Here is a 24,665-nt window from a genome sequence, read left to right on the forward strand (position 1 = left end):
ATGCCGCGCTCCCGTTCCCTTTTACTTGTAAGGAGAAAAACATGAGCAAAAGCGTTGTTTCTTCCGATAACGCACCCGCAGCCATCGGCCCGTATTCCCCCGGCATCCAGATCGGCAACATGGTGTTCCTGTCCGGCCAGCTGGGCATCGATCCCGCAACCGGCAAGATGCCTGAAGGCGTCGAGGCCCAGGCTAAGCAGTCCCTTGCTAACGTCGAGGCCCTGCTGACCGCTGCCGGCGCCACGTTTGCCGATGTTGTCAAGACGACGGTCTACCTGGCCGATATTGCCGACTTTGCCGCCGTGAACGAGATTTACGCCTCCAAGTTCGAGGCCCCGTTCCCAGCGCGCAGCGCCTTCCAGGTTGCCGCCCTTCCGGCCGGCGGTCTGGTCGAGATCGAGGTCGTCGCCGCTCTCTAAGGCGTTGGCGAAAACAAGACATGACATGCAAAAGAACCCTGCAGCGCGTGCGAAGCTGCAAGGTTCTTTGTGTCAGGGGTAGTCTTTTTGGGACGGGGCTATTTTAGCTACCCCTACATGCAAGATTGATTTTACTTGCGGCTCATCGAGATGACGGGCAGAGGGAGGGTAGCTAAAATAGCCCCGTCCCAAAAAGACTACCCGCGCTCCATTCTGCTCGTTAGCCCTCCTTGCGGACCTTTTGCAGGTAGCGGTATACGCTGGGCTCAGAGATGCCCAGCGCGGAGGCGGCGCAGGCCACGGCGCCCTTGAGCATAAACACGCCGTTGCCGTTGAGATGGCGGATAACATCGACGCGGTCGGCCTGGCCGAGCGAAGAAACTTCCATTCCGCGGCTTTCGAGCAACTCGGAAATACTGCGGTCGATGAGCTCCTGTGTGGACTCCGAAAGGCTTTCGACCTCGATAGGGGCGGGCTCCGTGCGCGTCGGCGCCGCGTCGAAGCACGCCACGAGCTGCTGCACCATGGCGTTGATGGAGCGCACGGTCGAGAGGTCGGTGTTGACGCAGAGCATACCGACGATCTCGTCATTCTCGCGGATAAAGTACGTCGCTGACTCCAACGTCTTGCCGCCGGCACCGCGTCCCTCGTAGCCCGTAATAAACGGCAGGTCGCGATACTTGGCGTCGTGCATGATCTTGAGTGCCAGATCGGTGGCGGGACCGCCGACCTTGCGGCCGCTCACGATGCCGTTGCGGATATCGACGATGGCGTGGTCGGGATCCGAGAAATCGTGCAGCACGATTTCGCTGTTCTTACCGAGTACCTGCTCCAAGAAATCGACCATCGGCAAAAAGCGACGTACGGTCTCGTTCACGGGCAACTCCTTTGGGTTCTATCGAAGTGTTCATAACAGTTTTTCTCATGGTAACACGCTGCCCATCATCTCGCATATCCGCAGGTACATTGCGTAATACAGACGAACGGTAGGATTTTGGCGGTAAGCAGTCGACCAAAAGAAAAGTTAGATGTTATTTTGACCAGACACTTTTCTGACCTGCGGAAATGCGTTTTCTCAGCTGAAGAATGGTCTGATAACAAAAAATTATTATTGAGAATGAGAATCATCTTTAATGCGATATGCAACGAAGGCACAACCTCAACCCCGCACTGCGTCACAATAGAGCGTTAGATGCGAAAACAACTACTTCGAGGATTGGTGGTCAAATGACCCAGGAGACGGTTACGAACGGCACTGAAGCCCTGTTCACTCGCGAAGGCATGCCTCCCGTTAAGGCTTTAGCTTTGGTGCGCTGCTGGGCGGCGAGATCGTCGGCGGCGCCGTTGTGGTCCTCTTTGGTCTGGCCTACAGCAAGATCAAGTAGCTGTTCCCGCCCGTCGTGACCGGTACGGTCATCTTCTCCATTGGCGTCTCTCTATCCCACGGCCGTCAAGTATATGGCCGGCGGTATGGGTACGCCGTTGTGGGGTACCCCGCAGGCCTGGTACGTCGCTCTTATCACCTTTGTCGTGGTCTTTGCGCTCGCCAACTTTGGCAAGGGCACGCTCAAGTTGGGCTCCGTGTTCTTTGGCATGATCGTTGGCATGATCGTCTCCATCCCCTTTGGCATGATCGACTTCTCCAGCGTCGCCACCGCTCAGGTCTTCGCCCTTCCCAAGCTCATGCCCTATGCGCTCGAGTTTGATCCCGAGGTCTGCATCACCCTCGCCGCCGTGTTCCCCATGGTTGCCATCCAGGTTATCGGTGACGTCTCCGCCGCCTGCCTGGGCTCCATCGACCGTATGCCCACCGAGCGCGAACTCTCCGGCGCTATCGTGTCCCAGGGCCTCACTTCTATGGTCGGCGGTCTGCTGGGCGGTCTTCCCACCAGCGCCCTTGGCCAGAACGTGGGCATCATCTGCTCCAACAAGGTCGTCAACAAGTGGGTCTTTGTGATCATCGCAGCCGTCTTTGCCATCGCCGGCCTGTTCCCGCAGCTCTCTGCCGTCCTTTCCGCTATCTCGCAGCCCGTCATCGGCGGCGCGACCGTCGGCGTCTTTGGCACCATCACCATGAACGGCGTGCGCATGTTCACCCGCGAGGGCCTCACACAGCGCACCACCACCATCGTCGGCACCTCCGTTGTCTTTGGCCTGGGTATCTGGATGGCCAGCGGTTGCCTTGCCGGCGAGGGCATGCCCACCTGGGTGTCCACCGTCATCGGCTCCAACGCCGTGACCCCCACCGTCATCATGGCCATCGTGCTCAACCTGATTCTTCCGCAGACGCCGGTCGTGGCTCAGCATATCGATGCCGCCAAGGACGCCGCTGTGGATCTGGTCTTGCCCGAGAGCAAGAAGTAACCAATTCGGTGCTATTCGTTGGCGGACGTATCGCCTCGTCCGCCAACGCCATGCGGCGATAGGCCGCACTTCAAAGGGTTTGTCCCTTTGGTGAAGCGTTGACGGGAGAGGGCCCGTTTCCGGTGTAGGCCGGCACTTCGCACTCCGCCATGTCAGAGGTGTCAAACCCCGCCCCTGATGTTGAAGGGAGCATCCATGCTTCTGGTCGCTAACGGTTCCGTTTTAACCCGCAACGCTCAGACCCCGTTCATTCCAAACGGTGCGGTCGCCATTGACGGAGATACAATCGTCGAAGTGGGCCCCGAGTGCGAGCTCAAGGCCAAGTACCCGGATGCCGAGTACGTCGACGCCCAGGGCAACCTCATCATGCCCGGACTCGTCAACTGACACACCCACATCTACTCGGGTCTGGCCCGCGGCCTTGCCATCAAGGGCTGCAACCCCACCAACTTCCTGGAGAATCTTGAGCAGCAGTGGTGGAAGATCGACGATAACCTGACGCTCGACGGCACCAAGGCCAGCGCCTATGCCACGATCCTGGATTCCATCCGCGATGGCGTCACCACGATTTTCGATCACCATGCGAGCTTCTGCGAGATCCCGGGAAGCCTCTTTACCATTAAGGATGCAGCTTAGGAGCTGGGCATGCGTTCGTGCCTGTGCTACGAGGTCTCCGATCGCCGCGGCCAGGAAAAATGCGACCAGGCCATTGCCGAGAACGCCGAATTTGCCCAGTGGGCCGCCAAGGAGCGTCGCGATAACGACAACCACATGATCGCCGCCATGCCCAACGTGGGCTGGTGCGAGGCTATGACCATGCTGTTCGAGAACAACGCCAAGATGGCCAGCAAGTACTTCGATCGTAAGCTCGGTGTGCTTGAGCCCGGCGCTGCCGCCGACGTCATCGTCATGGACTACAAGCCCTTTACGCCGCTGAGCGAGGAGAACATCGACGGCCACATGCTCTTTGGCATGATGGGCAAAACTGCCGCACCACCATCATCAACGGCCGCGTCCTGTACAAGGATCGCGAGTTCGTTGGCATTGATGAGGACAAGATCAACGCGTGGACCATGGCTGAGTCCAAGAAGCTCTGGAGCACGCTCAACGATCGCGCCTACTAATTACGAGTAGATTCACGCGCGTCGGATGTTTCGCCGCATCCGACGCGCGTATAGGCGGCCTCCGCGGGGTCGCCGGCGCTGTGCTAGCGCTACACCGTATTTGCGCCCGCCGCGCGGTCTCGCCGGGCGTTACAGAGAGGAGCTCATTATGAGCGACATCATGAGGCCGATCCCGTTTTCGCAGCTGATGAACTGGATCATCGAGGAGCACAAGACCCAGGACGCCATCTTTGGCGTGCGCAAGATGGTCACGACCAACCAGGGGGGCGCGCTTCCCATTTTTGACGAGTGCATCGAGACCCCGTTTGGCCCGGCCGCCGGTCCCAATACGCAGCTGGCCCAGAACATCGTGGCATCCTACGTGGCCGGTTCTCGTTTCTTTGAGCTCAAGACCGTTCAGGTGATGGATGGCGAGGAGCTCTCCAAGTGTGTGAACAAACCCTGCATTGTGGCGCAGGACGAGTGCTACAACTGCGAGTGGTCGACCGAGCTCGAGGTTCCGCAGGCCTTTGCCGAGTACGTGAAGGCATGGTTTGCCTGCCACCTGATCGCTCGCGAGTACGGCCTGGGAAGCCCGGACGGCTTTGTCTTCAACATGTCCGTGGGTTATGACCTCGAGGGTATTAAGAGCCCCAAGGTCGACGCCTACATCGAGGGCATGAAGGACGCCAGCGGCTCTGACGTCTGGAACGAGTGCCGCACATGGGCGCTCGCCAACCTGGACAAATTTGAGCATGTCGATGCCGCGTTTGTCGAGTCCATCCCGGCGCGTGTCTCCAACTCCATTACCGAGCCCACGCTGCATGGTTGCCCGCCGGCGGAGATCGAGCGCATCGCGACCTATCTGATCACCGAGAAGGGCCTCAACTCCTACATCAAGTGCAACCCCACGCTGCTGGGCTATGAGTTTGCACGTCAGCGCCTCAACGAGCTGGGCTTTGACTATATCGTCTTCGATGACACGCACTTTCGCGAGGACCTGCAGTGGGCCGATGCCGTGCCTATGTTCGAGCGCCTGATTGCCCTGTGCGCCGAGCGCGGCCTGGAGTTTGGCGTCAAGCTGACCAACACGTTCCCCGTCGATGTGACGAGGAACGAGCTGCCCTCCACCGAGATGTACATGTCGGGCCGTTCGCTGTTCTCGCTGACCATCGAGGCCGTCCGCCGCATTACCGAGCAGTTCGATGGCAAGCTGCGCATCAGCTACTCCGGCGGTGCCACGGTCTACAACATCCGTGCCCTGTATGACGCCGGCATTTGGCCCGTCACCCTGGCGACTGACGTGCTCAAGCCCGGTGGCTACGAGCGCTTTAGCCAGATGGCCGGCGAGTTTACCGACCTGGATGGCAAGCCGTTCGCGGGCGTCTCTCTCGAGGCCGTGACCGCGATCCAGACCGACTCGCTCACCAACCCGCTCTACAAGAAGCCGCTGCGCCCGCTGCCCGACCGCAAGGTCGCCGGCAAGAGCCCGCTTTCCGACTGCTTTACCACGCCGTGCCGCACGAGCTGCCCCATCCAGCAGGATATTCCCGCCTATCTGGCGGCTGTTGACGAGGGCCGCTACGAGGACGCGCTCAACATTATCATCGAGCGCAACGCCCTGCCGTTCATTACCGGCACCATCTGCCCGCATCCCTGCGGCCGTGCCTGCGAGCGTGCGTTCTACGAGCCCGAGGGCGCCCAGATTCGCGCCAGCAAGCTCAAGGCCGCCCGCGAGGCCATGACCGCCGTGCTGCCCAAGTTGCGCGCCCAGGCCATCGCCAACGACGGCGAGCGCAACGTTGCCGTTATCGGCGGCGGCCCGACCGGCTTGGCGACGGCGTTCTTCCTGACGCGCGCCGGCGTGCCCGTCACCATCTTTGAGGCCCGCGACTCTCTCGGCGGCGTGGTCCGTCACGTGATTCCCGAGTTCCGTATCGCGAGCGACGATATCTCCCACGACGCCGAGCTCTGCCTGGCCTTTGGCGCCAAGGTGCAGCTCAACGTTCGCGTGGATTCCATCGACGGGCTCAAGGCCCGGGGCTTCACCGACGTGGTCGTGGCCACCGGCGCCTGGATGCCCGGCTCTGCGGGCTTGGGCGAGGGCGCCGAACTCGACGTGCTGGAGTTCCTCGAGGCCGCCAAGAAGGGCGAGAAGCTCGAGCTGGGCGAGGACGTCGTGGTCATTGGCGCCGGCAACACCGCCATGGATGCTGCCCGCGTGGCCAAGCGCCTGGCAGGCGTGAAGAACGTGCGCCTGGTGTATCGCCGCACCAAGAAGCAGATGCCCGCCGACGAGGAAGAGCTCGATCTTGCTCTTGCCGACGGCGTTGAGTTCTGCGAGTTGCTGGCGCCCAAGGCGCTCAACGGCGCCGTGCTGACCTGCGATGTTATGGAGCTTGGCGAGCCGGATGCAAGCGGCCGTCGCAGCCTCGTCGCCACGGGCGAAACTGTTGAGCTTCCCGCCACCACGGTGATCTGCGCCGTGGGCGAGGGCATCGATGCCAGCCTGTACGATGCCGCGGGCGTCGAGCACGACCGTCGCGGCCGCCTTGCCGCCACCTCCACCGGCGTCGAGGGCGTCTGGGCTGCCGGCGACTGCCGCCGCGGTCCGGCGACCGTGGTCGAGGCTATCGCCGATGCCGCCGAGGTTGCCCGTGCCATCGCCGGTGTGGACTTTAACAGGTACGCCGACTGCAACGAGCAGGCCGGTCGCGAGGATACCTGCTACGAGCGCAAGGGGTCGCTGTGCCGCGACAAGCGCAACTGCACCAAGACTCGCTGCCTGGGCTGCGGTTCGGTGTGTGAGGTCTGCTGCGACGTGTGCCCCAACCGCGCCAACGTTGCCATTAAGGTGCCGGGCCTGGCCAAGCATCAGGTTGTCCATGTCGACGGCATGTGCAACGAGTGCGGCAACTGCGCCGTGTTCTGCCCCTACCAGGAGGGTCGTCCCTACAAGGACAAGCTCACCCTGTTCTGGAGCGTGCAGGACATGGAGAACTCCGAGAACGAGGGCTTCCTGGCCGTGGACGAGGACCACTTTAAGGTCCGCGTCGCCGGTACGGTCCGCACCGTCTCGGTCGATGCCGTCAACACCGGTCTGCCCGAGGCCGTCCGCCCGACCATCAAGGCCGTGCGCGACAGCTATCCGTACCTCCTTAAGAAATAGGCGAGTCTCTTATGGCCAAATCCATTCAACATAACGTGGCCTACGTTGCCTGCGGAAGCGGTTGCGCCTCCGCAGGCGGCGACGCCCGCTGCAGCGAAGGTTGCATTGGCTGCGGCGCCTGCGTCACGGCCTGCCCCCACGGCGCCATTGCACTGGTCGATGGCATCGCCCGCGTGGATCGCTCCAAGTGCACGGGCTGCGGCCTGTGCGGCATGGCGTGCCCGCAGCGCGTGATCGCCTTCGTCCCCGGCTACCAGAACATCCTGGTGCGCTGCAACAACACCGATAAGGGCGCCATCGCCCGCAAGATCTGCGACATGAGCTGCATCGGTTGCGGCATGTGCGCCAAAAAGTGCCCTGCCGGCGCAATCCGCATCGAGGACAACTGCGCCCATATCGACGGTGTGGACTGCCTGTCGTGCGGCATGTGCGCCGTCGTCTGCCCGCATGGCGCCATCCACGATCGCACCGGCATCGCCGCCGGCGTGTAGAAGGGAATCACCATGGCACAGGAATTCACTTTTACCGTTAACGGCGTCGAGCGCACGACAACCCAAAACAAACTGTTGCTGCGCTATCTGCGCGACGACCTGCATATCCATTCCGCCAAGGACGGCTGCTCCGAAAGCGCTTGCGGCACCGGCACCATCCATGTGGACGGTGCGGCCGTCAAGGCGTGCGTGCTGACCACCGCGCTTGCTGCCTATAAGCTCCAGCGTCCTGTGAAGTGCAAGCTCACGCGTGCCGAGTCGCTCGCGTTCCATCCCAAGCGCCACGCCATGGACGGCACCTTTACGCTGGGCTGCGACGCCGAGGGCAACTTTACCGGCCTGGACTGCGAGATCAACTTTGACACCGGCGCCTACGCGTCGCTGTGCGGCCCGGTGCTCGAGCGCGCCTGTACGCATGCCGTCGGCCCCTACAAGTACCAGAACACCGACATTCGCGGCTTTGGCTACTACACCAACAACCCGCCCGCCGGCGCGTACCGCGGCTTTGGCGTTTGCCAGTCCGAGTTTGCGCTCGAGAGCCTGATCGACCTGCTGGCCGAGAAGGTCGGCCTGGATCCGTGGGAGATCCGCTACCGTAACGCCATCGAGCCGGGCGAGGTTTTGCCCAACGGCCAGATTGCCGACTGCTCCACGGCGCTTAAGGAGACGCTGCTCGAGGTCAAGGATGCCTACTATGCGCATCCCGGACACGCCGGTATCGCCTGCGCCATGAAGAACGCCGGCGTGGGCGTTGGCCTGCCCGATGCCGGCCGCTGCAAGATTCGCGTCGAGGATGGCCGCGCCGTGGTCTACGCCGCCACGTCCGACATCGGCCAGGGCTGCAACACCGTCTTTTTGCAGGACGTTGCCGAGGCATGTGGCCTGCCGCTTCACTGCATTGCCAACGGCGAGTGCTCCACCGAGAACGCTCCCGACTCCGGCACCACGTCTGGCTCGCGACAGACGGTCGTGACTGGCGAGGCCGTGCGCGGTGCCGCCTTCCTGCTGCGCGATGCCATGCTTGACATCGAGGCCGGCAAGTCTGCGCCCGCCGCTCCCGTGAATGCGCATGGCGACGGCGTCAAGATCGAGTACGACGACGGTCGCGCCTATCAGCTGCACACGCAGGAGCTCGTCGCCGGCCAGGGTATGCATCCTCAGGATCCCGCGGCCGCCATCAAGGCGCTCGAGGGATGTGAGTTTGGCTACGTGTACCTGGAGCCGACCGACAAGCTGGGTGCGGATGTTCCCAACCCCAAGAGCCACATCTGCTACGGCTTTGCCACACATGTGGTCATTTTGGACGATGACGGCCGCGTGAGCGAGGTCTATGCCGCGCACGATTCCGGCAAGGTGGTCAACCCCATCTCCATCCAGGGTCAGATCGAAGGTGGCGTGCTCATGGGTATGGGCTATGCGCTTACCGAGGACTGGCCGCTCAAGGACTGCGTACCCCAGGCAAGATACGGTACGCTTGGGCTGTTCCGTGCGCCCGAGATTCCGGATATCCACGCCATCTACGTGGAGAAGGACGAGCTGCTGCCCGTGGCATACGGCGGCAAGGGCATCGGCGAGATCGCAACGATCTCCACGGCGCCCGCCGTACAGAACGCCTACCGCGCGTTTGACGGCAAGCTGCGTCCAAATCTGCCCATGGTGGATACGCCCTACAGCCGCATCCGTCACCGCGGCTAGGGTAGAGCGCGGACGGCCATTGCTGACAGATCGTCCGCGCTCAACATCAACTGTATATGCCGTGCCTTCCATCGCCCCTCGGTCACAACAAAAGCCCGACCCCTCTTTCGAAGGGCCGGGCAGGAGGCATTGGATTATATGAGGCAGAACCAAAAAACCGCCGCATCGCTCAATCGCCCAAGCGCCGCGGTGTGTGCGGCAACCATGTCTAGGCGGTCATGCCACCGTCGACGATGAGCTGCGTTCCCGTTACGTAGCTGGAATCATCGCTCGCAAAGAACACGGCGACCGTGCCAATCTCACGCGGCTCTCCGCCGCGACCCATGGGAATCTTTGCCAGCGTGTATTGGGTGAATTCGCCGTCGCGCGGCATCATCTCGGAGAAGATCGTTCCGGGACAGATGGCGTTGACGCGAATGCCCTTGGGAGCGAGCTCCGCGCCCATCGAGCGAGTGAACGAGAGCGTGGCCGCCTTGCTGGCGCCGTAGCTGCTCATACCGGGGCAACCGCCAAGGCCGCCGATGCTTGCGACGTTGACGATTGCGCCGCCGTCCGTCATGGCTTTGACGGCAAGCTGCGTGGCATAGACGTAGCTGTGAAGGTTGAGGGCCATCACGCGGTCGAAATCGTTGGCGATGTCCATGGTCTCGACCTGGAAGTTAGTCATCATGCCGGCGTTGTTGACCAAGATATCGAGTTTGCCATACGCCTCGATGGTCGCGGAAAAGAGCATATCGACATCCTGCTCGTTTGTCATATCCGCCTGCACAAAGGTCGCGTCATGCCCAGCATCGCGGAGCTCCTTTTCGAATGCCTCGCCCTTTTCGCGGCGTCGACCGCAGAAAACGACCTTGGCACCTTCCTCGCAATAGCACCAGACGACACCCTGGCCAATGCCCGACGTCGCGCCCGTGACGATTGCGACCTTTCCATCAAGTTTACCCATCTGTTCCCTCCGTTATGTTGCGAATTACGGTATCAAAACCGCTGATAAACTAAGTTTGGTCTATTTCATTCGGCATTACTAGGGGATAAAATATCCAAAAGTGTTCATAAGAGAACACATAATTAACCATCATTCATTTTGCGAAGCCGGTAATCCATGAATCGCTCGAGGAAAGCATACTTAGAGGCACTTGTCGAGTTACTGCGAACAAAGTCGTATTCCAAGATAACGGCGAGTGACATCATCGGTCGTAGCGGCTACGGACGCACGGGTTTCTACCGTCAGTTCTCGGACAAAAATGCGCTCGCCGCCGCGCTCGTCAAAGAGCATACCGCGATGTATGCTCGAATCCTCGCGAACGATCTGCGCGATTCGCAGTGCAACATGGAGGACATGGTGCGGCATATCCTCGAACACGTAATGCAGCATCGAGCGGAGTACCATGCCATTCTGTCGTCGCAGATTCCTGGGCACGGCTTCGATGAGTTCTGTGCGTGCGCGCTCGTCGATTTTCGCATTATGGCGAACGCTCGCCCCAACTGCTCCGATGCCGAGCTCGACTATGACCTGTTCTACTATGCGACCACGCGCCAGTTCGCGGATTATCTGCGCTACTGGGATGCTCACGGATATGAGCCAGCTGCACCACAAATGGCCAAGTGCATCGCAGGGGTGATTGACCACTTGTCGCCGGGGGACGCCTTGCGTTTTGACAATTCGGATGGCGCGGAAAGTAGGGGAGACGTTGGGCTGATCTCGTTTGCCGAGCTGTCCTAAATTAGTGCCGCGGGTAAAATAAGGTCGACGGCAGCCCAAGTGGTGGAAAGCTGGGCGACGCCGTTACTTAGATCAAGGGGTCAATGCCTTAACGGCGTCGACCCCTCTTCTTTTTCTTCGAACGCTGCTTGAGTGCCTTGGAAAGTCCGACAAGCGCTCGTAGGGCGGATTTGCCTCGGTGCTTCCGGGACATTCCACGTGTGGCGGGGCGCCGCCTCTTTCGCATGCGTGCCGATTGCCATATTACGTTATAGCTAGCTATATTATAGGAAGGTATAATATAGCTAGCTATAACGTAAAGGAAGGGAGGCCCTATGTTTATCGGAAGAACAGCGGAAATGTCCGAGCTCAATCGACTGTATGACGCGGGTTCATTTGAGATGCCTGTGATTTACGGCCGTCGTCGTGTGGGTAAAACGCGTCTTATCACAGAGTTCATCCAAGGCAAGAAGGCTATTTACTTTCAAGCTCGTCGTACTAACGCAGAGGCAAACCTGCACGGCTTTAGCCAGGCGATACTTGCGGGCTCGGTTGGTGCTGCAGGTGTGTCGTTTCGTAGTTTTGACGAGGCATTCGATGCGTTAGCCACCATGGCCCGCGCGGAACGTTTGATTGTCGTGATTGACGAGTATCCCTATCTCGCTCAATCAAATCCCGAGATTAGCTCGTTGCTGCAAGACAAGATCGATCACTTGTACAAAGAGACCAAGCTCATGCTGATTCTATGCGGCTCGTCTCTTTCGTTTATGGAGGAACAGGTGTTGGGCTACGAGAGCCCACTATACGGTAGGCGTACGGCCCGGTTTAAGATCATACCGCTCGATTTTACGACGACCCTCGGCATGTGGCACGACATGGATCGCGAAGACGCTGCGGTTTGCTATGGCATGACGGGCGGCATTCCCGCGTATATCGAGAAAGTCGATTCCGCCGCATCGCTCAAGGACAACATCAGACGTCTATTCCTTACCCCTACGGGCTATCTCTTTGAGGAGCCGAGCAACTTGCTTTTGCAAGAGTGCCGTAATCCCGAGCAGTATGATGCGATCGTGCAAGCAATTGCTCAGGGGCGCTCGAGAATCTCGGAGGTTGCGAGCTCTACGGGAATTCCTGCAAGCAATGTAAAGAGCTATGTGGATAAGCTGGCGTCGCTTGGAATTGTCGAGCGCGAGCTGCCCCTAAACGAGACGAGCAATAAGCGAGCCGTGTATCTGCTGAGCGACCAGATGTTTAGGTTCTGGTACAAGTTTGTGCCGCAGAACATCGGGCTGATTCAAAACGATATGGCCGAGATGGCGTATAAGCGCATTGAGCCGCACATATCGGATTACATGGGTACGGTCTTTGAGCTTATATGCAGACAATACGTGTACGAACTCGCGCGCGCGGGCCAGCTCGATGTGGTTCCGGCGAGCGTCGGGCGCTGGTGGGGGACGGATAATCGCACGCATACGCAGGAAGAAATCGACTTGATCGTTGACGATGGCGAGGGCGCTGCGCTGTTTGCGGAGTGCAAATGGCGCAATGAACCGGCGGGCGAAGACGTGCTGCAAAAGCTCGTGCATCGAAGCGAGCTCTTTAGGCGGCAGCAAAAAAGCTACGTGATCTTCTCGAAGCGTGGCTTTACGCAAGGATGTCAGGAAGCTGCGAAGAGCAGGGGAGATACCAAGCTGATTTCGTTTGCCGAGATGTGCGAGCGGAGATAACTAAGCGCGCTCTGATGTGATGCTCGGAATGGGTCTCGCTAAGGATGCCGAGCGTAAAACCTTCAATGAATATGGCGTAAAAACTACATTGAAAGTAGCGTAAAAACAGCATTGAGAATGGCGTAATTTCGCATATCGCATGATCGCCCGAGCTTGCACACGGCCTTTTGCGAGCTCTTGCCATGAACGAGAGCCAAGCTGTTACGTACAAGACGCTCATAAAGGACGCCTCGTACGGTGAGGCGGGCCCCGACGAGAGGATCATCGCTGCGTACTTGGACCTCTTCAACAGGCTCAAGCTGACCGAGGACCTGTGCGGATGGGAGCCATCGAGGTCAAGCTGAGTGATGCGAAGGCAGACGATGGAGCGAGAAATCTCAAGGCGCTGGAGAGGAAAGTGCTCTCCAATCCTGCCGCCCAGAACGCCGCGCCGGCGTTTTTGGCGGTTGTGGTTGGAAAGGGGAGCATTGCCTACACACGCGACGACGGCGTGGCGGTGATTCCCATGGCGGCACTTGGGGCGTAGTGGTTTTGCGGGCGTGCCGTGCTTCCTTTACCGAAAATCCATTTGGTAAACCAGATGCTCGCGGATAGAATAAAGTTGACGGCAGCCCAAGGGTGATAGCTGGGCAGCGCCGTTGCTTGGTCAAGAGGTCAGTGCCTTAATGGCAGCGACTTGTTATGCTTCGAATGCTGCTTGAGTGCCTCGGAAAGTTCGATAAGCGCCGTGAAGAGCGAGACCAAAGCAACCAAGAGCTCTACGAGCTCTGATGGGCCCGGGATGACCGCTGATTCAAGTCACCGGGCCTAAATCTTTTTCATGCATTTGAATAGAGCGGGCGATTCTCTTGGGGCCGTCTGCATGGCGTGCGACCGGCGCATGGCATTGCGCCCCGCTTTCATGTCCGCGCGGGTGCCTATCCTTACGGCAATGTAGCCGCCTATGTAGCAAGCGGCAGTTGACGGAGAAAGGCCCTAACCGTGTCAGCTGAAAAGACGCCGGGTATCTCGGCTATCGATACGACGAACTTTGCGCGCCAGATTGTGTTGGACTTTGAGTTTGCGCCGGTGCCAAAACAGCGCCAGCGACGTGGGCTGCGCAACGAGATTATCGAGGTCGGCGCCGTCAAGCTCGATTACCACGGCAACGTTATGGGCGAGTTCTCGCAGTTTGTGCAGACGGAATTTACCGAAGGCGTTGCGTTCCCCGTCCGCGAGCTCACAGGTATATCGGCCGTGGACACCGCGATGGCCGATCCGCTCTACATGGTGGTCAAAAGGCTCAGCGATTGGATCGGTCGCTACTCCGCCCAGATAGTTTGCTGGAGCGGGACGGATCGCCGACAGCTTTTGACCGAGTGCCAGGCAAAGCACATCGACCTTTCCGCATTTCCTACGGATTGGGCCGACCTGCAGGCGTTTTACACCTCGATCATGGACGTGGGCAGCCACGGGCGCGTCTCGTTGGGCGACGCGGCAACGTGGTTTGGCATCGAGTTTGACGAGTCGACGGGTCACGCCCACAGCGCTCTGGCCGATGCGCGCGTAACCGCCAAGTTGCTCAAGCAGGCGATGGAGGGGGACTATCACGTGAGTCCGCGCGCCCAGGAAGTCCGCCAACGGTGGGGGATGGGCGAGCGACCCCAGACGCGCCTTTCCAGCAAGTGCCCCGAGCTGGGCGACCTGCTGCTGAAGCTGAAGGCGGAGGGGAGGTAGGGGACTTTTTTGGTGTTTAGTGTGCATAAGGAGAATAAAAAGGCGGAGGCGCTCTTTTCGACCCGCGCCGTGCGGGCTTAGGGAGCCCTGACTGGTTTATGCTATGCGAACAAGCACGCCTTACGGTCTTGGAGATATTTGAAGCGTCCATCCGATGGGATATTATTGTTCATAATAGTTTTTGACGTATTCGATCACGGGAGATTGCCTGTGCAAACGACTATGTTTAATAGCCATTGTATTTCTTTGATGTTTTGATAAATTAAAAATTTATTTGATTTGCCAATCAAAGGTGCCTCCTTCTGATTTTCTTGATTGTCTGCTACACTTCAGCCCATTGGATGTCAGCATCCAATGGGCTGAATATTTAAAAGGAGGGGCAATGTACTGCACAAAATGCAACCGCTTCACCGATAGCGGTACATGCCCTGAATGCGGCGGAGAGACAATCGAAGAGGCTCCTCATGTCGTTTATTGGTGCGGCAGCTGCAACATCCCGTTGATTCACATCCCGGGGGACCGAAAAATCGAATGCCCGATTTGCGGGCACGAGGCAAAGTATCTTTGTGCAGATATGCGCCCCGTCTTTCCAGAGGAAAGGCTGCTTTTTGAGGTAATGACGGGGAAACCCCTTGCATATATTCATGAATCCGTGTGGGCTTCGGGAAGCAAGTATTACGTCAATGGCAAGGCAACGAACATTGCGGTTGCCGAATTCCTTTCCTCTAACCCAATCGAGGTCAGGTCGCAGATTGACAAATATGCCAAGGAGAATAGCTACGATGCATTCGATCGCTACGTCGATGTTTTTGTTGAAGCGAACCATGAGCATCTTGACGCCATCGTGCGCGAGGCGTGCTCTTTCGTCGTCGACGCCTCCAAGAATTATCCCGAGGAAAACCTCGTTGTCTCTTTTTCGGGCGGCAAGGATTCGACCGTAACCGCCGATATTGCTGTTCGCGCCTTAAGTGACCCCTACCTCGTTCATATATTCGGCGATACTACGCTCGAGTTTCCTAGTACTACCGAGTATGCAAAGCGCTTTCGCGCCAACCATCCTTTGGCGATTTTCAAGACTGCGCGTAACTACGAACAGGATTTTTACGATATGGCCGAGGTCATCGGTCCGCCGGCGCGAATGATGCGGTGGTGTTGTTCGATGTTCAAAACGGGGCCGATTTCGCGAGCATTCAAAGGGCTTTTCGGCGATGAGCCCATCTTGACCTTCTACGGCATTCGCAAGGGAGAGTCGGTCTCGCGTAGCAAGTACAATCGCATTGAGGACAGCGCTGAGTCCGTCAAGATTCAGCGGCAGACGGTTGCGGCACCAATTTTCTATTGGAATGACCTTGACGTTTGGTTGTACATACTTGGTGAAAAAATCGATTTCAACGATGCCTACCGTCTCGGTTATGAGCGCGTGGGCTGCTGGTGCTGCCCAAACAACAACGCGCGAGCCCAATTCCTGTCTCAAATCTACATGCCAGAAGCTGCGGCTAAATGGCGTAGCTTTCTAGTTGATTTCGCGCGCCGCATCGGTAAACCGGACCCGGAGGTATACGTCGACACGGGCAAGTGGAAAGCGCGCCAAGGGGGCAACGGTCTTGCCGCTGCAAGCTCTGTTATTGTTGAGGCGAGCCACTGCGCCACCGACGACAGCGCGACCATCTTCTCGCTTGAGAGACCCTACTCAGACGAATTGGTGGGCCTAATGACGCCCATAGGCGATTATGCGCCTGGCCTCGGCCGTCCGCTACTCGACGAGAAAGTCATCGTCGATCACCGCACGAGGGAGCCTCTTATCTCCGTTATGCCTTTCGCGCAACCTGGCTACGAGTACGCCGTAAAAGTACGCGTTCTGAAGACCTCTGATGCCGAGACGCTGCTGCGCATGGCGAAGTACCAGGTCGTTAAGTTCAATGCTTGCAGGCAGTGCCTCAAATGCGAAGGCCTGTGTCGTTTCGGCGCGATCAGCATTACGTCGGACGGCTACCGAATTGACCCGCAGAAGTGCGTGCACTGTCGACAGTGCGTAACCGATAAGTATCTTGAGGGCGGTTGCCTCATGCGCAAGTACCTCAGAACCAAGGAAGAGTAACGTCATGCAGATGAAGTTCAAGGCACACCAGTCTTTTGCTGTGCGCAAAGGATGGCTCGGAAAAGGCCTCCGCACAATAGCGAATCCCGATAATGCTGCACTTCTTATGCCGAGCAACAGCAAGGCCGCGATGGACGAGCTAGGTTTGGGCTCGAACCAGGTCGTGGCACTGCGCTATTGGATGCAGACGCTTGGTCTTGTGGACTACAGGAAGGGATCTCGCAATCGCGAGCACGTTCTTACGGCGCTAGGTAAGCTTATCTATGAAAACGACCCGTACACGGAGGAGATCGGTACGCTTTGGGCGCTTCACTGCAACCTCGCATCCGCTCTAGAGGGCGCCGCTTCCTGGTACTTTTTCTTCAATGAGTTCGGTATGAGCGTTTTTACGCGAAAGGATTTTACTCGCGCCCTTGAGCGCTACATCTTCACCTACAACGACAAGAAGGATGTGTCCCTTAAGTCGCTCGAGGACGATTTCAACTGCATCATCAACACTTACGTCGCGCACGGCTATGCCGGCAAGAAGGGCGGCTCGCCTGAGAGCGTTATCGATTGTCCCCTCGGCGAACTCGGCCTTGTGAGCATCGAGAGCCGCAGCGCAAGAAGCTTTCGCAAAACGAGCGCTAATCCCGCCATGCTTCCTGAGCTGCTGGTGCTCTATTGCATCTGCACGATGGTGGATTTCCAAGAACGCATGGACAGCCCTCTCGGACGAGAGATAAGGCTCGCTGACTTGCTCGATGCGCCGTGCTCGCCCGGAAGGGTTTTCAACCTTGACGCCGTGGCGCTTCTTGGCAAGCTTTACGAACTTGAGGGCGAAGGCTATGTCCGTATAAATCGCACTGCTGGCCTCGACGTCGTTCGTCTCAATGAGCCAGGCATGACTGCAACCGCTTGCCTCGAGCGCTATTACGAGATTATTGGTTAGGAGCGCTCCCGTGAACCTAAAAGATATGGTCGTCCCCAACAAGGACTTTCAAACATCGATAAACATCGAATTCGACTTCGGCTCCAAAGAGAAAATCGAGGGCCTCATTCCCACCGATTCCGTTTGTCGCTACCTTGAGCGCATCTTGGGCGATGTTATTGCCCCCTCTAATCAGCGGGCAAAGCTGCTCGTCGGCGCCTACGGCAAGGGTAAGTCCCATGTCGTGCTCGCGGCGCTGATGGCGATGTGGTGCAAAGACCCCGGAGCATTTCAGAGAATCACAAACGCATACAGGCGCAGAAACAGCGGTTTTGCAGAGACCTTCGACAGATTCGTTCAAGATGGCCAGCGCTTGCTTCCCGTCGTTATTTCGGGAAGCACGTCCGATCTTCGCCATTCGCTTCTTTTCGCGCTCAGAAATGCCCTGAAGCTTTGCGATTCCACCGATCTTATGCCTTCGACGAATTACGACGGCGCAATTAGAGTACTTGACAGATGGCGCCGCGATTATCCGAGCACGCTGAAACGATATGAAGAGCTTACGGGCTTGACCTACGGCACGACAGTCGCAAAACTGCGCGCCCTGGAAACTGAAACGTATGAAGAGTTCGTTGCCGCCTACCCAAGATTGACCTCGGGTAGCACGTTTGATGTGCTCGACGGAGCAGACGTGCTTTCCGTATACGAGCAGGTGCTCTTCGGCCTTGCCGAGCGCGGCGTTAGCGGTCTTTATGTCGTTTACGACGAATTCAGCAAGTATCTAGAGACGAGCATAGGACGAGCCACCGTTGAAGACACGAGGCTTCTTCAGGACTTTGCCGAGGCATGCAACAGGAGCGGTGCAGAAAAGCAGCTACATCTTCTGCTTATTAGCCACAAAAGCATCTCGAACTACATTGACGCCGACCTGCCCAAAGAGAAGGTCGATGGGTGGCGCGGCGTGTCCGGTCGCTTTGAAGAAATCGAAATGTCCGACGACGAGAACCAGTCCTACGAGCTTATGTCTTCGGCGATCATCAAGGATTCCACGAAGTGGAGCCGTTGGCGCTGCGATCATGAAGCGCTTCTATCGCGAATCGAGGGACGCTACGTTCATAATGGACTTTTCGCGGGCAATATGTCCGATGTCGTTGTGCGTGGTTGCTACCCGTTGCATCCGTTGACGGCGTTCTTGCTCCCGAAGCTGTCTGAGAAAGTTGCCCAGAACGAGAGAACCCTGTTCACCTTCCTGTGCGCCGAAGGCGACAAAACCATGTCGGCGGTTCTGGCGGAGTCGGCAGAGTTCGTTACTCCCGACTGCATTTACGACTACTTCGAGCCCCTCCTTCGCAAGGAAATGTACACGAGCCCCCTCCATAGGGTGTACGAGCTTGCTCGCGCATCCCTTTCGCGCGTCGAGCCCGTCTCTCTCGAGGCACGCATCATAAAAACCGTTGCCGCAATCGACGCGGTCGCGCAATACGATCGAGTGGAGCCAACCAAGGAGACCCTCCTCGACCTCTTTTGCGACTGCGGATTGGGAGCAAAAGAGGTCGATGAGGCCATTACGCGCCTTGTCGAAGGAGACTCAATCGTCTACCTGAGGCGCAGCAACGCATATCTTAAACTCAAAGAAACCACTGGCGTTCATGTGGATGCAGAGGTTTTCAATCGAGCTGGCTCGCTCCGCAGCATGATGACCTGCGAAGCGGCGCTTAACCGAGAAATCGGAAATATGGCCCTGTACCCGTCTCGATACAACGAAGACAAAGGCATGGTCAGGTTCTTTGAGTGTGGCTTCGTTGACGCATCCTCGCTAAAGAAATGGTGCGAGCAAGAGGTGAGGCCCGATCATATCCTCGACACCGGCAACGATTGGGTGGCGGATGGTCAAGTTGTCGGAGTCTACTGTTCGACACCGGATGAGCTCGTTGAGCTGAAAGACCTTGCCAAGAATGAGCTTTCGCGTGAAAAGCTGACCGTTGCGGTTGTACCGAGGTCGTTCACGAGGATCGATGAGGCGCTTTACCGGCTTGAGGCCGCAAGGCAGTTGAAGGAGGAGGCAGCCGACGATGCAGCGCTTGCTGACGAATACGAGATAGTCATCGAGGACTACTCGGAAATCGTCAACGGCTATATTGCCGGTTTCTTTCAGCCAGAGCTGAGGCAATCCCTCTATTACGTCAACGGGAGTCAGAAGAAGGTTGTTACACGCAAGCGGAAGCTCTCCGAAGAGCTGTCTCTGCTTTGCGACGAAGTCTTCGGCTCAACGCCAAGAATAACCAGTGAGTCCCTCAACAAAAACGACCTAACGGGAACGGCCTTCAGCAGCCGAACCAAGATTCTCAAGGCTTTGTGTGCGCCTACGCTTGCCCAAAACCTGGGCTTCGTGGGCAACGGCCAGGAGACGTCCATGGCGAGGAGCGCATTCGAGAAGACTGGACTCATCAAGGATATCGCGAAAGCAATTGACGAACCCGGCGTTCCAGAGGCAGGCATTGAAGCAGTCATCGATACCATCAAGGACTTTATAGAAACTGCTGACAACACGCCCTTTTCAGAGCTCTACGATAAACTGATGGGGCGCGATCTCGGCATCGGCTTGCGAATGGGCCCGATCCCTCTCTATCTTGCCTACGTTCTCAGGGGCTACAGGGAGCAGATCAAGATAACCTTCAATGGCGAAGAGCGGTCCATTAACGAGACCCTCTTCGACGACATCGCAAAGAATCCAAGCGATTACCGCCTGACAAGACTCAACTGGTCCCCCGAGATGGACGCCTACGTGAAGAAGGCCGCAGGGGTTTTCGGATGCAAGTCCGATAGGGCTACGCGAGCGGACGTTGTCGATGCCATGCGCCTCTGGTATGTGGCCCTTCCTCAGATGACCCGTAATGCCAATATTGATCGCTCCCATGGTGGGGCGGAGCCCATCTCGAGCGTAAGGAAGCGTTTCTTTAAGGCGATAAAGAAAATAGATTGCGACACCGACAAGCTGCTGTTCGAGGAAATTCCCTCGATATTCGGAGAGCCTTGCGATTCGGACGCCTTAATTTACGCGCTCAAAAACGAGAAGGACGAGTGCGATGGATATCTGCGCGACTGCGTCGAGGGGCTAGCGCACGCTTTGATGGCGTTGTTCGGTCCCGATGCGCATCAGGACGCAAGTCTTTCATCCGTTTTGAGGGATTGGGTTGACACCCATCCGGCTGTGCAAACGAGCGTCTATTCGGGTATCAACAATCAAGTCCTTCAAGCTGTGGTTACTTCAACGGGCGACGACTTCGTGACTATCAACAGAATTGCCAAGGCGGCGACCGCGCTTCGCATCGACGACTGGAATGACGAAAGATTTGATGACTTCCTCCGAATCGTTCAAGGTATGAAAACTGAGGTCGAATCAACCGTCGATGAAGCGGGAACGACTGAAGATGAATCCGCCTGTCTGAGCATCAGGTTTGCCGACGAGGGCGGCGTGCTTAGGGAAAAAACGTTCCCGGTCGTTATCCCGTCCCGGCGCGCCAAGCTTCTTAAGACTGGGCTTCTTGCGTGCTTGGATGAGATGGGCGGTGCTCTTTCCCCTGAGGAAAAGAGACAGGTCGTTTTCGATGTTCTGAGGAGGCTTTGCTAGCTATGCCAGAAACAGCTTATTTCGATAATGCGGCGACCACTTTTCCGAAGCCGAGCGTCGTCTATGACTATGCCGACTCTTTTTATCGCAATTCCGGCGGCAATATCGGCAGGGGAGGCAACGCTCTGGCCGTTGCTGCCGGCGAAATCGCCAAAGCAGCAAAGAGCAACCTGAAGAAGCTCTATGACTGCCCTGCGGGTGAGGTCGTTTTTACGGCTTCGGCGACCGATGCTTTAAACCGCATTCTTCTTGGCTTGAACCTCGCCAAAGACGACGTTGTTTACTGCACGCCCTTTGAGCACAACGCTGTAACCAGGCCTTTATTCCATTTGGCCGAAACGACTGGTATAAGGATTGAGATTCTGCCATTTGATGACGAGACGTTTGTGCCCCGATATGAGGAAATCGAGGAAGCCTTTGTTGCCCAGCCGCCGAGGCTCGTTGTGATGACTCACGCTAGCAACGTATGCGGCGCGGTCGTTCCTGTGGAAACTGTCGCGCGAATGGCTAAAGCCTATGGCGCAACGACCGTTATCGATATGAGCCAGACTGCTGGCTTGCTCCCGCTTCAGCTCTCCAGCGATCTGTTTGATTTCGCAGTCTTCGCGGGCCATAAGACCTTATATGGTCCATTTGGCATCGGAGGCTTTATTTGCAATCGCGGAGCCGAGCTCAGGCCCGTTTTTTTTGGCGGGAATGGCATCAACTCGGTCGAGCAGCGGCTCCCTGAGAATATCGTCCAGATGGAAGAGATCGGAAGCCAAAACACGTATGCAATCGCGGGGCTTAAGGCGTCCACAGATTGGCTGCTCGAGCAGGGATTGGAAGCGATTCGCAAAATCGAAATGGAGAATCGGGACAGGCTTTTGGAGTGCCTGAGGTCCGCCGGGTTTTGCTCTCTCATCGGCGAAGGCATGGAATGCGAGAGAATAGGCGTTGTGTCTGCTCTGTTTGACGGGTACTCACCGGATGAAGGGGAAATGGTCCTTGGCCGATGTGGGGTTGCTGTGCGCTCCGGCATTCAATGCGCCCCATACGCCCATCGTTTTCTCGGCACTCTACCCGCTGGAACAATTCGCTTCAGCGTGAGCGCTTTGACCGGCGACGCCGAGTTCGAGACACTGGAACGAGCGTTGGACGTCATCGATGAATAAAAAATAGCCGCCCATTGATAAAACCAAACCATCTGCCGAACTTATCCCCAGTGGATAAGTCACTTATTGTCTGACAAGCCTATAAGCCGCCTTATAATAAATAAATCGTCAGACGGAGGTGTTTCGGTGAGCTTTGTTGATTTGGATATCAGAAGAGAATATCGATCGCTATCGCGCGATGTTGTCCGTGATTTCTATACGCCACTTCTTTCCCAAGCGGTCCTCTATAGACGTGCGGTTGGCTTCTTTTCGTCTTCCGCGTTAATTAGTCTTACCGAGGGTCTTAAGGGCCTCATCAAGAATAACGGTACGATTGAGGTAATCGCTTCTCCTCGTTTATCGGACGCCGACATTGAAGCCATTCGAGACGGCGTTTCCCGGCGCGATGATGTAATTTTAGAGGCCTTGCTCCGCGAGCTCGACAAGCCTAAGGGCAAGTTTGAGCAGGCGCGTCTGAATCTTCTTTCAAATCTTATCGCCTCTGGCGTTCTAACGATTAAAATCGCTTTTCTTGAACGAGATGGCGAAATGGGTATGTTCCATGAGAAGCTCGGATTGATGTATGACGCCGACGGCAATATCGTTGCCTTCTCTGGTTCCATGAACGAGTCTGAGAACGCTTTTCACTGCAACTACGAATCGATCGATGTTTACACGTCCTGGTCCCAAGACGCCGACCGCGTGAACGATAAGGTCTCTGCGTTTACTGCGATGTGGGGCGATTATGAGCCAGGCGTCACTGTAGTTGACTTCCCCCAAGTAAGCCAAGCCATTGTCGACCGGTACAAGATTAGCGATGGTATCGATCCCAACGCATGCGAGATTACGCCGGATGGCATGAATGAAGAAGATAAGGCGGCTGCAACGGAACCAAATGATGATGCTCCAAGGCTCCCGGAATGGTTTCGTGACGGAATCCGCGATTACCAGAAAGAAGCTGTCGGAAACTGGGAAGCCAACGACTTCAGGGGCATCTTCGATATGGCGACAGGTACGGGCAAAACGCTGACTGCCCTCGCGGCTGTCTGCCGACTTTCCGAAACCGTTAATCATAATCTTGGCGTTGTCATAGTCTGTCCGTACCAACATTTGGTCGAGCAATGGAAAGAGGATATCCTCGCTTTTGGGATGAAGCCCATCGTGTGCCACTCTGCCTCAAAGCAAAAAAACTGGAAAGACAGGGTTCGCAATGCTGTTGGGGGATTCAAACTCGGAGTAATCCGACGTTTTTGTATCGTAACGACTAACGCAACTTTCGGGCTGCCCTTCATGCAAGAGCAGATTGGCAAGCTTAATGGCAATTGCCTAATTGTTGTCGATGAGGCCCATAATCTCGGTGCGGAGAAGTCGATCAAAGCATTGCCAAGAAACTTTCGATACAGGCTCGGGTTGTCTGCGACGATTGAGCGTTATGGAGACGAGGACGGAACCAAGGCCCTTTTCGATTTCTTCGGCGAGAAATGCATCGAATACTCTCTCGAGGATGCAATCAGAAACCATATGCTGACGCCATACTACTATCACCCGGTCTTCGTTTACCTCGAATCGGATGAGCTAGAGCAATACGTCGCGCTGTCGAAGGAAATCGCAAAAGCAGTCGCCTCGACTGGTGCAAAGAGCAAATCCGAGCTAACGGAACACGCAAAGATGCTCCTGATCAAGCGCGCCGCCCTCGTTGCGGGCGCTAATGCAAAAGTGAATAAGCTTAAAGAACTGATGCGAGGCTTTGTCGACAAGAGCCATATGCTCGTTTACTGCGGGTCAACGACTATTCAGGACCCTGGCTATATGGAAGATTGCCCAGAAGAAGGGGAAATACGTCAGATTGATGCTGTCTCATCCATGCTTGGCAATGAGCTCCATATGAAGGTGTCTCAGTTCACTTCACGGGAGAATGCGGAGAAAAGGAAGCTGCTTCAAAAAGAATTTGCCGAAGGAAAGCAGATGCAAGCGCTCGTCGCTATTCGATGCCTCGATGAAGGAGTCAACATTCCCTCTATCGAGACCGCCTTTATTCTTGCGAGCAGCACCAATCCCAAAGAGTACATCCAAAGACGCGGGCGTGTTTTGAGACTTGCTGAGGGAAAGCGCTCTGCAACCATCTACGATTTCGTCACTCTTCCCATGCCTGCAGAAGACATCGGAGACTACCCACCCGATATCGCGGCTTCTTCGAAGTCCCTTGTGTCCAGAGAGCTTGCTCGAATGAAGGACTTTGCCGCAATTGCAGAGAACCCCGCAGAGACTATTAGTGCGACGACTGAGCTGACGATCGCATTCGATATTAAACCCGACAGCGAGGAGACAGACTATGTTTAAAAACGATACCGCGCCCATCGAGATTGATGAGAACAAGCTCAACCAGATGAAATGCATGATTCTCGAGGCCGAGCGCAACAACAACAACACGCGAGCGAAGACCAACGATGGAATGATTGATCTAATCACCAGTACCATCAAGAATGTCGCCGATAGGACTTACTAGG

19 protein-coding genes are annotated in these 24,665 nt (G+C 56.9%); 16 read left to right on the top strand and 3 right to left on the bottom strand.

Annotated elements, in window-relative coordinates; all coding sequences use genetic code 11:
* The first annotated feature begins 41 nt into the window (after positions 1-41).
* A complete protein-coding gene (locus DXC90_RS00780; protein WP_117734336.1) occupies positions 42-419 on the top strand; it encodes a RidA family protein in 378 nt (125 codons plus the stop codon).
* Positions 420-639: 220 nt separating this feature from the next.
* Here the strand turns inward: DXC90_RS00780 and DXC90_RS00785 are convergent, their stop codons facing one another.
* Positions 640-1,296 carry a transcriptional regulator gene (locus tag DXC90_RS00785; RefSeq protein WP_233502090.1) on the bottom strand — a complete coding sequence of 219 codons (657 nt, stop codon included), beginning with the start codon at positions 1,294-1,296 and terminating at the stop codon, positions 640-642.
* Positions 1,297-1,889: 593 nt separating this feature from the next.
* On the opposite strand from DXC90_RS00785, the gene DXC90_RS00790 reads away from it, so the two are divergent.
* Positions 1,890-2,783 (top strand): uracil-xanthine permease family protein, encoded by an 894-nt coding sequence (locus DXC90_RS00790; protein ID WP_233502091.1) that lies wholly within the window; start codon positions 1,890-1,892, stop codon positions 2,781-2,783.
* Between the two features lie 222 nt (positions 2,784-3,005).
* Here the strand turns inward: DXC90_RS00790 and DXC90_RS09655 are convergent, their stop codons facing one another.
* The gene (locus tag DXC90_RS09655) at positions 3,006-3,365 is read right to left on the bottom strand and encodes a hypothetical protein (RefSeq protein ID WP_233502092.1); all 360 of its coding nucleotides are present in this window, start codon (positions 3,363-3,365) and stop codon (positions 3,006-3,008) included.
* A gap of 63 nt (positions 3,366-3,428) precedes the next feature.
* On the opposite strand from DXC90_RS09655, the gene DXC90_RS09660 reads away from it, so the two are divergent.
* The 4 genes from DXC90_RS09660 to DXC90_RS09550 all read left to right on the top strand — a co-directional run bounded on the left by DXC90_RS09660 (position 3,429) and on the right by DXC90_RS09550 (position 9,241).
* Positions 3,429-3,917 (top strand): hypothetical protein, encoded by a 489-nt coding sequence (locus DXC90_RS09660; protein WP_233502093.1) that lies wholly within the window; start codon positions 3,429-3,431, stop codon positions 3,915-3,917.
* Between the two features lie 138 nt (positions 3,918-4,055).
* A complete protein-coding gene (ygfK, locus tag DXC90_RS00800) occupies positions 4,056-7,055 on the top strand; it encodes a putative selenate reductase subunit YgfK (RefSeq protein ID WP_117734337.1) in 3,000 nt (999 codons plus the stop codon).
* Between the two features lie 11 nt (positions 7,056-7,066).
* A complete protein-coding gene (locus tag DXC90_RS00805) occupies positions 7,067-7,546 on the top strand; it encodes a 4Fe-4S binding protein (RefSeq protein WP_117734338.1) in 480 nt (159 codons plus the stop codon).
* A 12-nt stretch (positions 7,547-7,558) separates the two neighbouring features.
* Positions 7,559-9,241 (top strand): molybdopterin cofactor-binding domain-containing protein, encoded by a 1,683-nt coding sequence (locus tag DXC90_RS09550; RefSeq protein WP_233502094.1) that lies wholly within the window; start codon positions 7,559-7,561, stop codon positions 9,239-9,241.
* Positions 9,242-9,449: 208 nt separating this feature from the next.
* On the opposite strand, the gene DXC90_RS00820 is transcribed toward DXC90_RS09550, so the two are convergent.
* Complete coding sequence (locus DXC90_RS00820) at positions 9,450-10,187, bottom strand: SDR family NAD(P)-dependent oxidoreductase (RefSeq protein ID WP_117734339.1); 738 nt, start codon at positions 10,185-10,187, stop codon at positions 9,450-9,452.
* A 156-nt stretch (positions 10,188-10,343) separates the two neighbouring features.
* Here DXC90_RS00820 and DXC90_RS00825 point away from each other — a divergent pair, with 156 nt between their 5' ends.
* From DXC90_RS00825 to DXC90_RS09470, 10 genes are all read left to right on the top strand, one after another.
* Positions 10,344-10,964 (top strand): TetR/AcrR family transcriptional regulator, encoded by a 621-nt coding sequence (locus DXC90_RS00825; protein ID WP_117734340.1) that lies wholly within the window; start codon positions 10,344-10,346, stop codon positions 10,962-10,964.
* 314 nt (positions 10,965-11,278) lie between these two features.
* A complete protein-coding gene (locus DXC90_RS00830) occupies positions 11,279-12,670 on the top strand; it encodes an ATP-binding protein (protein ID WP_117734341.1) in 1,392 nt (463 codons plus the stop codon).
* 319 nt (positions 12,671-12,989) lie between these two features.
* On the top strand, positions 12,990-13,196 hold the full coding sequence (locus DXC90_RS00835; RefSeq protein WP_117734342.1) for a hypothetical protein: 207 nt from the start codon (positions 12,990-12,992) through the stop codon (positions 13,194-13,196).
* A gap of 455 nt (positions 13,197-13,651) precedes the next feature.
* A complete protein-coding gene (locus tag DXC90_RS00840; protein ID WP_117734343.1) occupies positions 13,652-14,386 on the top strand; it encodes a 3'-5' exonuclease in 735 nt (244 codons plus the stop codon).
* 382 nt (positions 14,387-14,768) lie between these two features.
* On the top strand, positions 14,769-16,484 hold the full coding sequence (locus tag DXC90_RS00845) for a phosphoadenosine phosphosulfate reductase family protein (RefSeq protein WP_117734344.1): 1,716 nt from the start codon (positions 14,769-14,771) through the stop codon (positions 16,482-16,484).
* Positions 16,485-16,494: 10 nt separating this feature from the next.
* Positions 16,495-17,415, top strand: coding sequence for a DUF4007 family protein (locus DXC90_RS00850; protein ID WP_233502103.1), 921 nt, complete (start codon positions 16,495-16,497; stop codon positions 17,413-17,415).
* Positions 17,416-17,425: 10 nt separating this feature from the next.
* Complete coding sequence (locus DXC90_RS00855) at positions 17,426-21,025, top strand: hypothetical protein (RefSeq protein WP_117734346.1); 3,600 nt, start codon at positions 17,426-17,428, stop codon at positions 21,023-21,025.
* 2 nt (positions 21,026-21,027) lie between these two features.
* Positions 21,028-22,179 carry an aminotransferase class V-fold PLP-dependent enzyme gene (locus DXC90_RS00860; RefSeq protein ID WP_117734347.1) on the top strand — a complete coding sequence of 384 codons (1,152 nt, stop codon included), beginning with the start codon at positions 21,028-21,030 and terminating at the stop codon, positions 22,177-22,179.
* Positions 22,180-22,305: 126 nt separating this feature from the next.
* A complete protein-coding gene (locus tag DXC90_RS00865) occupies positions 22,306-24,498 on the top strand; it encodes a DEAD/DEAH box helicase family protein (protein WP_117734348.1) in 2,193 nt (730 codons plus the stop codon).
* On the top strand, positions 24,491-24,664 hold the full coding sequence (locus DXC90_RS09470; RefSeq protein ID WP_158550187.1) for a hypothetical protein: 174 nt from the start codon (positions 24,491-24,493) through the stop codon (positions 24,662-24,664). Before DXC90_RS00865 ends, DXC90_RS09470 begins: the two co-directional genes overlap by 8 nt.
* Position 24,665 lies beyond the last annotated feature (1 nt).

It is taken from the genome of Collinsella sp. TF09-1AT (assembly GCF_003436895.1).
GTDB lineage: Bacteria > Actinomycetota > Coriobacteriia > Coriobacteriales > Coriobacteriaceae > Collinsella.

Excerpts from the sequence above, each read along its gene's own strand:
- DXC90_RS00780 (WP_117734336.1), top strand. The coding sequence starts at position 42 with ATGAGCAAAAGCGTTGTTTCTTCCGATAACGCACCCGCAGCCATCGGC.
- DXC90_RS00790 (WP_233502091.1), top strand. The coding sequence starts at position 1,890 with ATGGGTACGCCGTTGTGGGGTACCCCGCAGGCCTGGTACGTCGCTCTT.
- DXC90_RS09655 (WP_233502092.1), bottom strand. The coding sequence starts at position 3,365 with ATGGTGATCGAAAATCGTGGTGACGCCATCGCGGATGGAATCCAGGAT.
- DXC90_RS09660 (WP_233502093.1), top strand. The coding sequence starts at position 3,429 with ATGCGTTCGTGCCTGTGCTACGAGGTCTCCGATCGCCGCGGCCAGGAA.
- ygfK (WP_117734337.1), top strand. The coding sequence starts at position 4,056 with ATGAGCGACATCATGAGGCCGATCCCGTTTTCGCAGCTGATGAACTGG.
- DXC90_RS00805 (WP_117734338.1), top strand. The coding sequence starts at position 7,067 with ATGGCCAAATCCATTCAACATAACGTGGCCTACGTTGCCTGCGGAAGC.
- DXC90_RS09550 (WP_233502094.1), top strand. The coding sequence starts at position 7,559 with ATGGCACAGGAATTCACTTTTACCGTTAACGGCGTCGAGCGCACGACA.
- DXC90_RS00820 (WP_117734339.1), bottom strand. The coding sequence starts at position 10,187 with ATGGGTAAACTTGATGGAAAGGTCGCAATCGTCACGGGCGCGACGTCG.
- DXC90_RS00825 (WP_117734340.1), top strand. The coding sequence starts at position 10,344 with ATGAATCGCTCGAGGAAAGCATACTTAGAGGCACTTGTCGAGTTACTG.
- DXC90_RS00830 (WP_117734341.1), top strand. The coding sequence starts at position 11,279 with ATGTTTATCGGAAGAACAGCGGAAATGTCCGAGCTCAATCGACTGTAT.
- DXC90_RS00835 (WP_117734342.1), top strand. The coding sequence starts at position 12,990 with ATGGGAGCCATCGAGGTCAAGCTGAGTGATGCGAAGGCAGACGATGGA.
- DXC90_RS00845 (WP_117734344.1), top strand. The coding sequence starts at position 14,769 with ATGTACTGCACAAAATGCAACCGCTTCACCGATAGCGGTACATGCCCT.
- DXC90_RS00850 (WP_233502103.1), top strand. The coding sequence starts at position 16,495 with ATGAAGTTCAAGGCACACCAGTCTTTTGCTGTGCGCAAAGGATGGCTC.
- DXC90_RS00860 (WP_117734347.1), top strand. The coding sequence starts at position 21,028 with ATGCCAGAAACAGCTTATTTCGATAATGCGGCGACCACTTTTCCGAAG.
- DXC90_RS09470 (WP_158550187.1), top strand. The coding sequence starts at position 24,491 with ATGTTTAAAAACGATACCGCGCCCATCGAGATTGATGAGAACAAGCTC.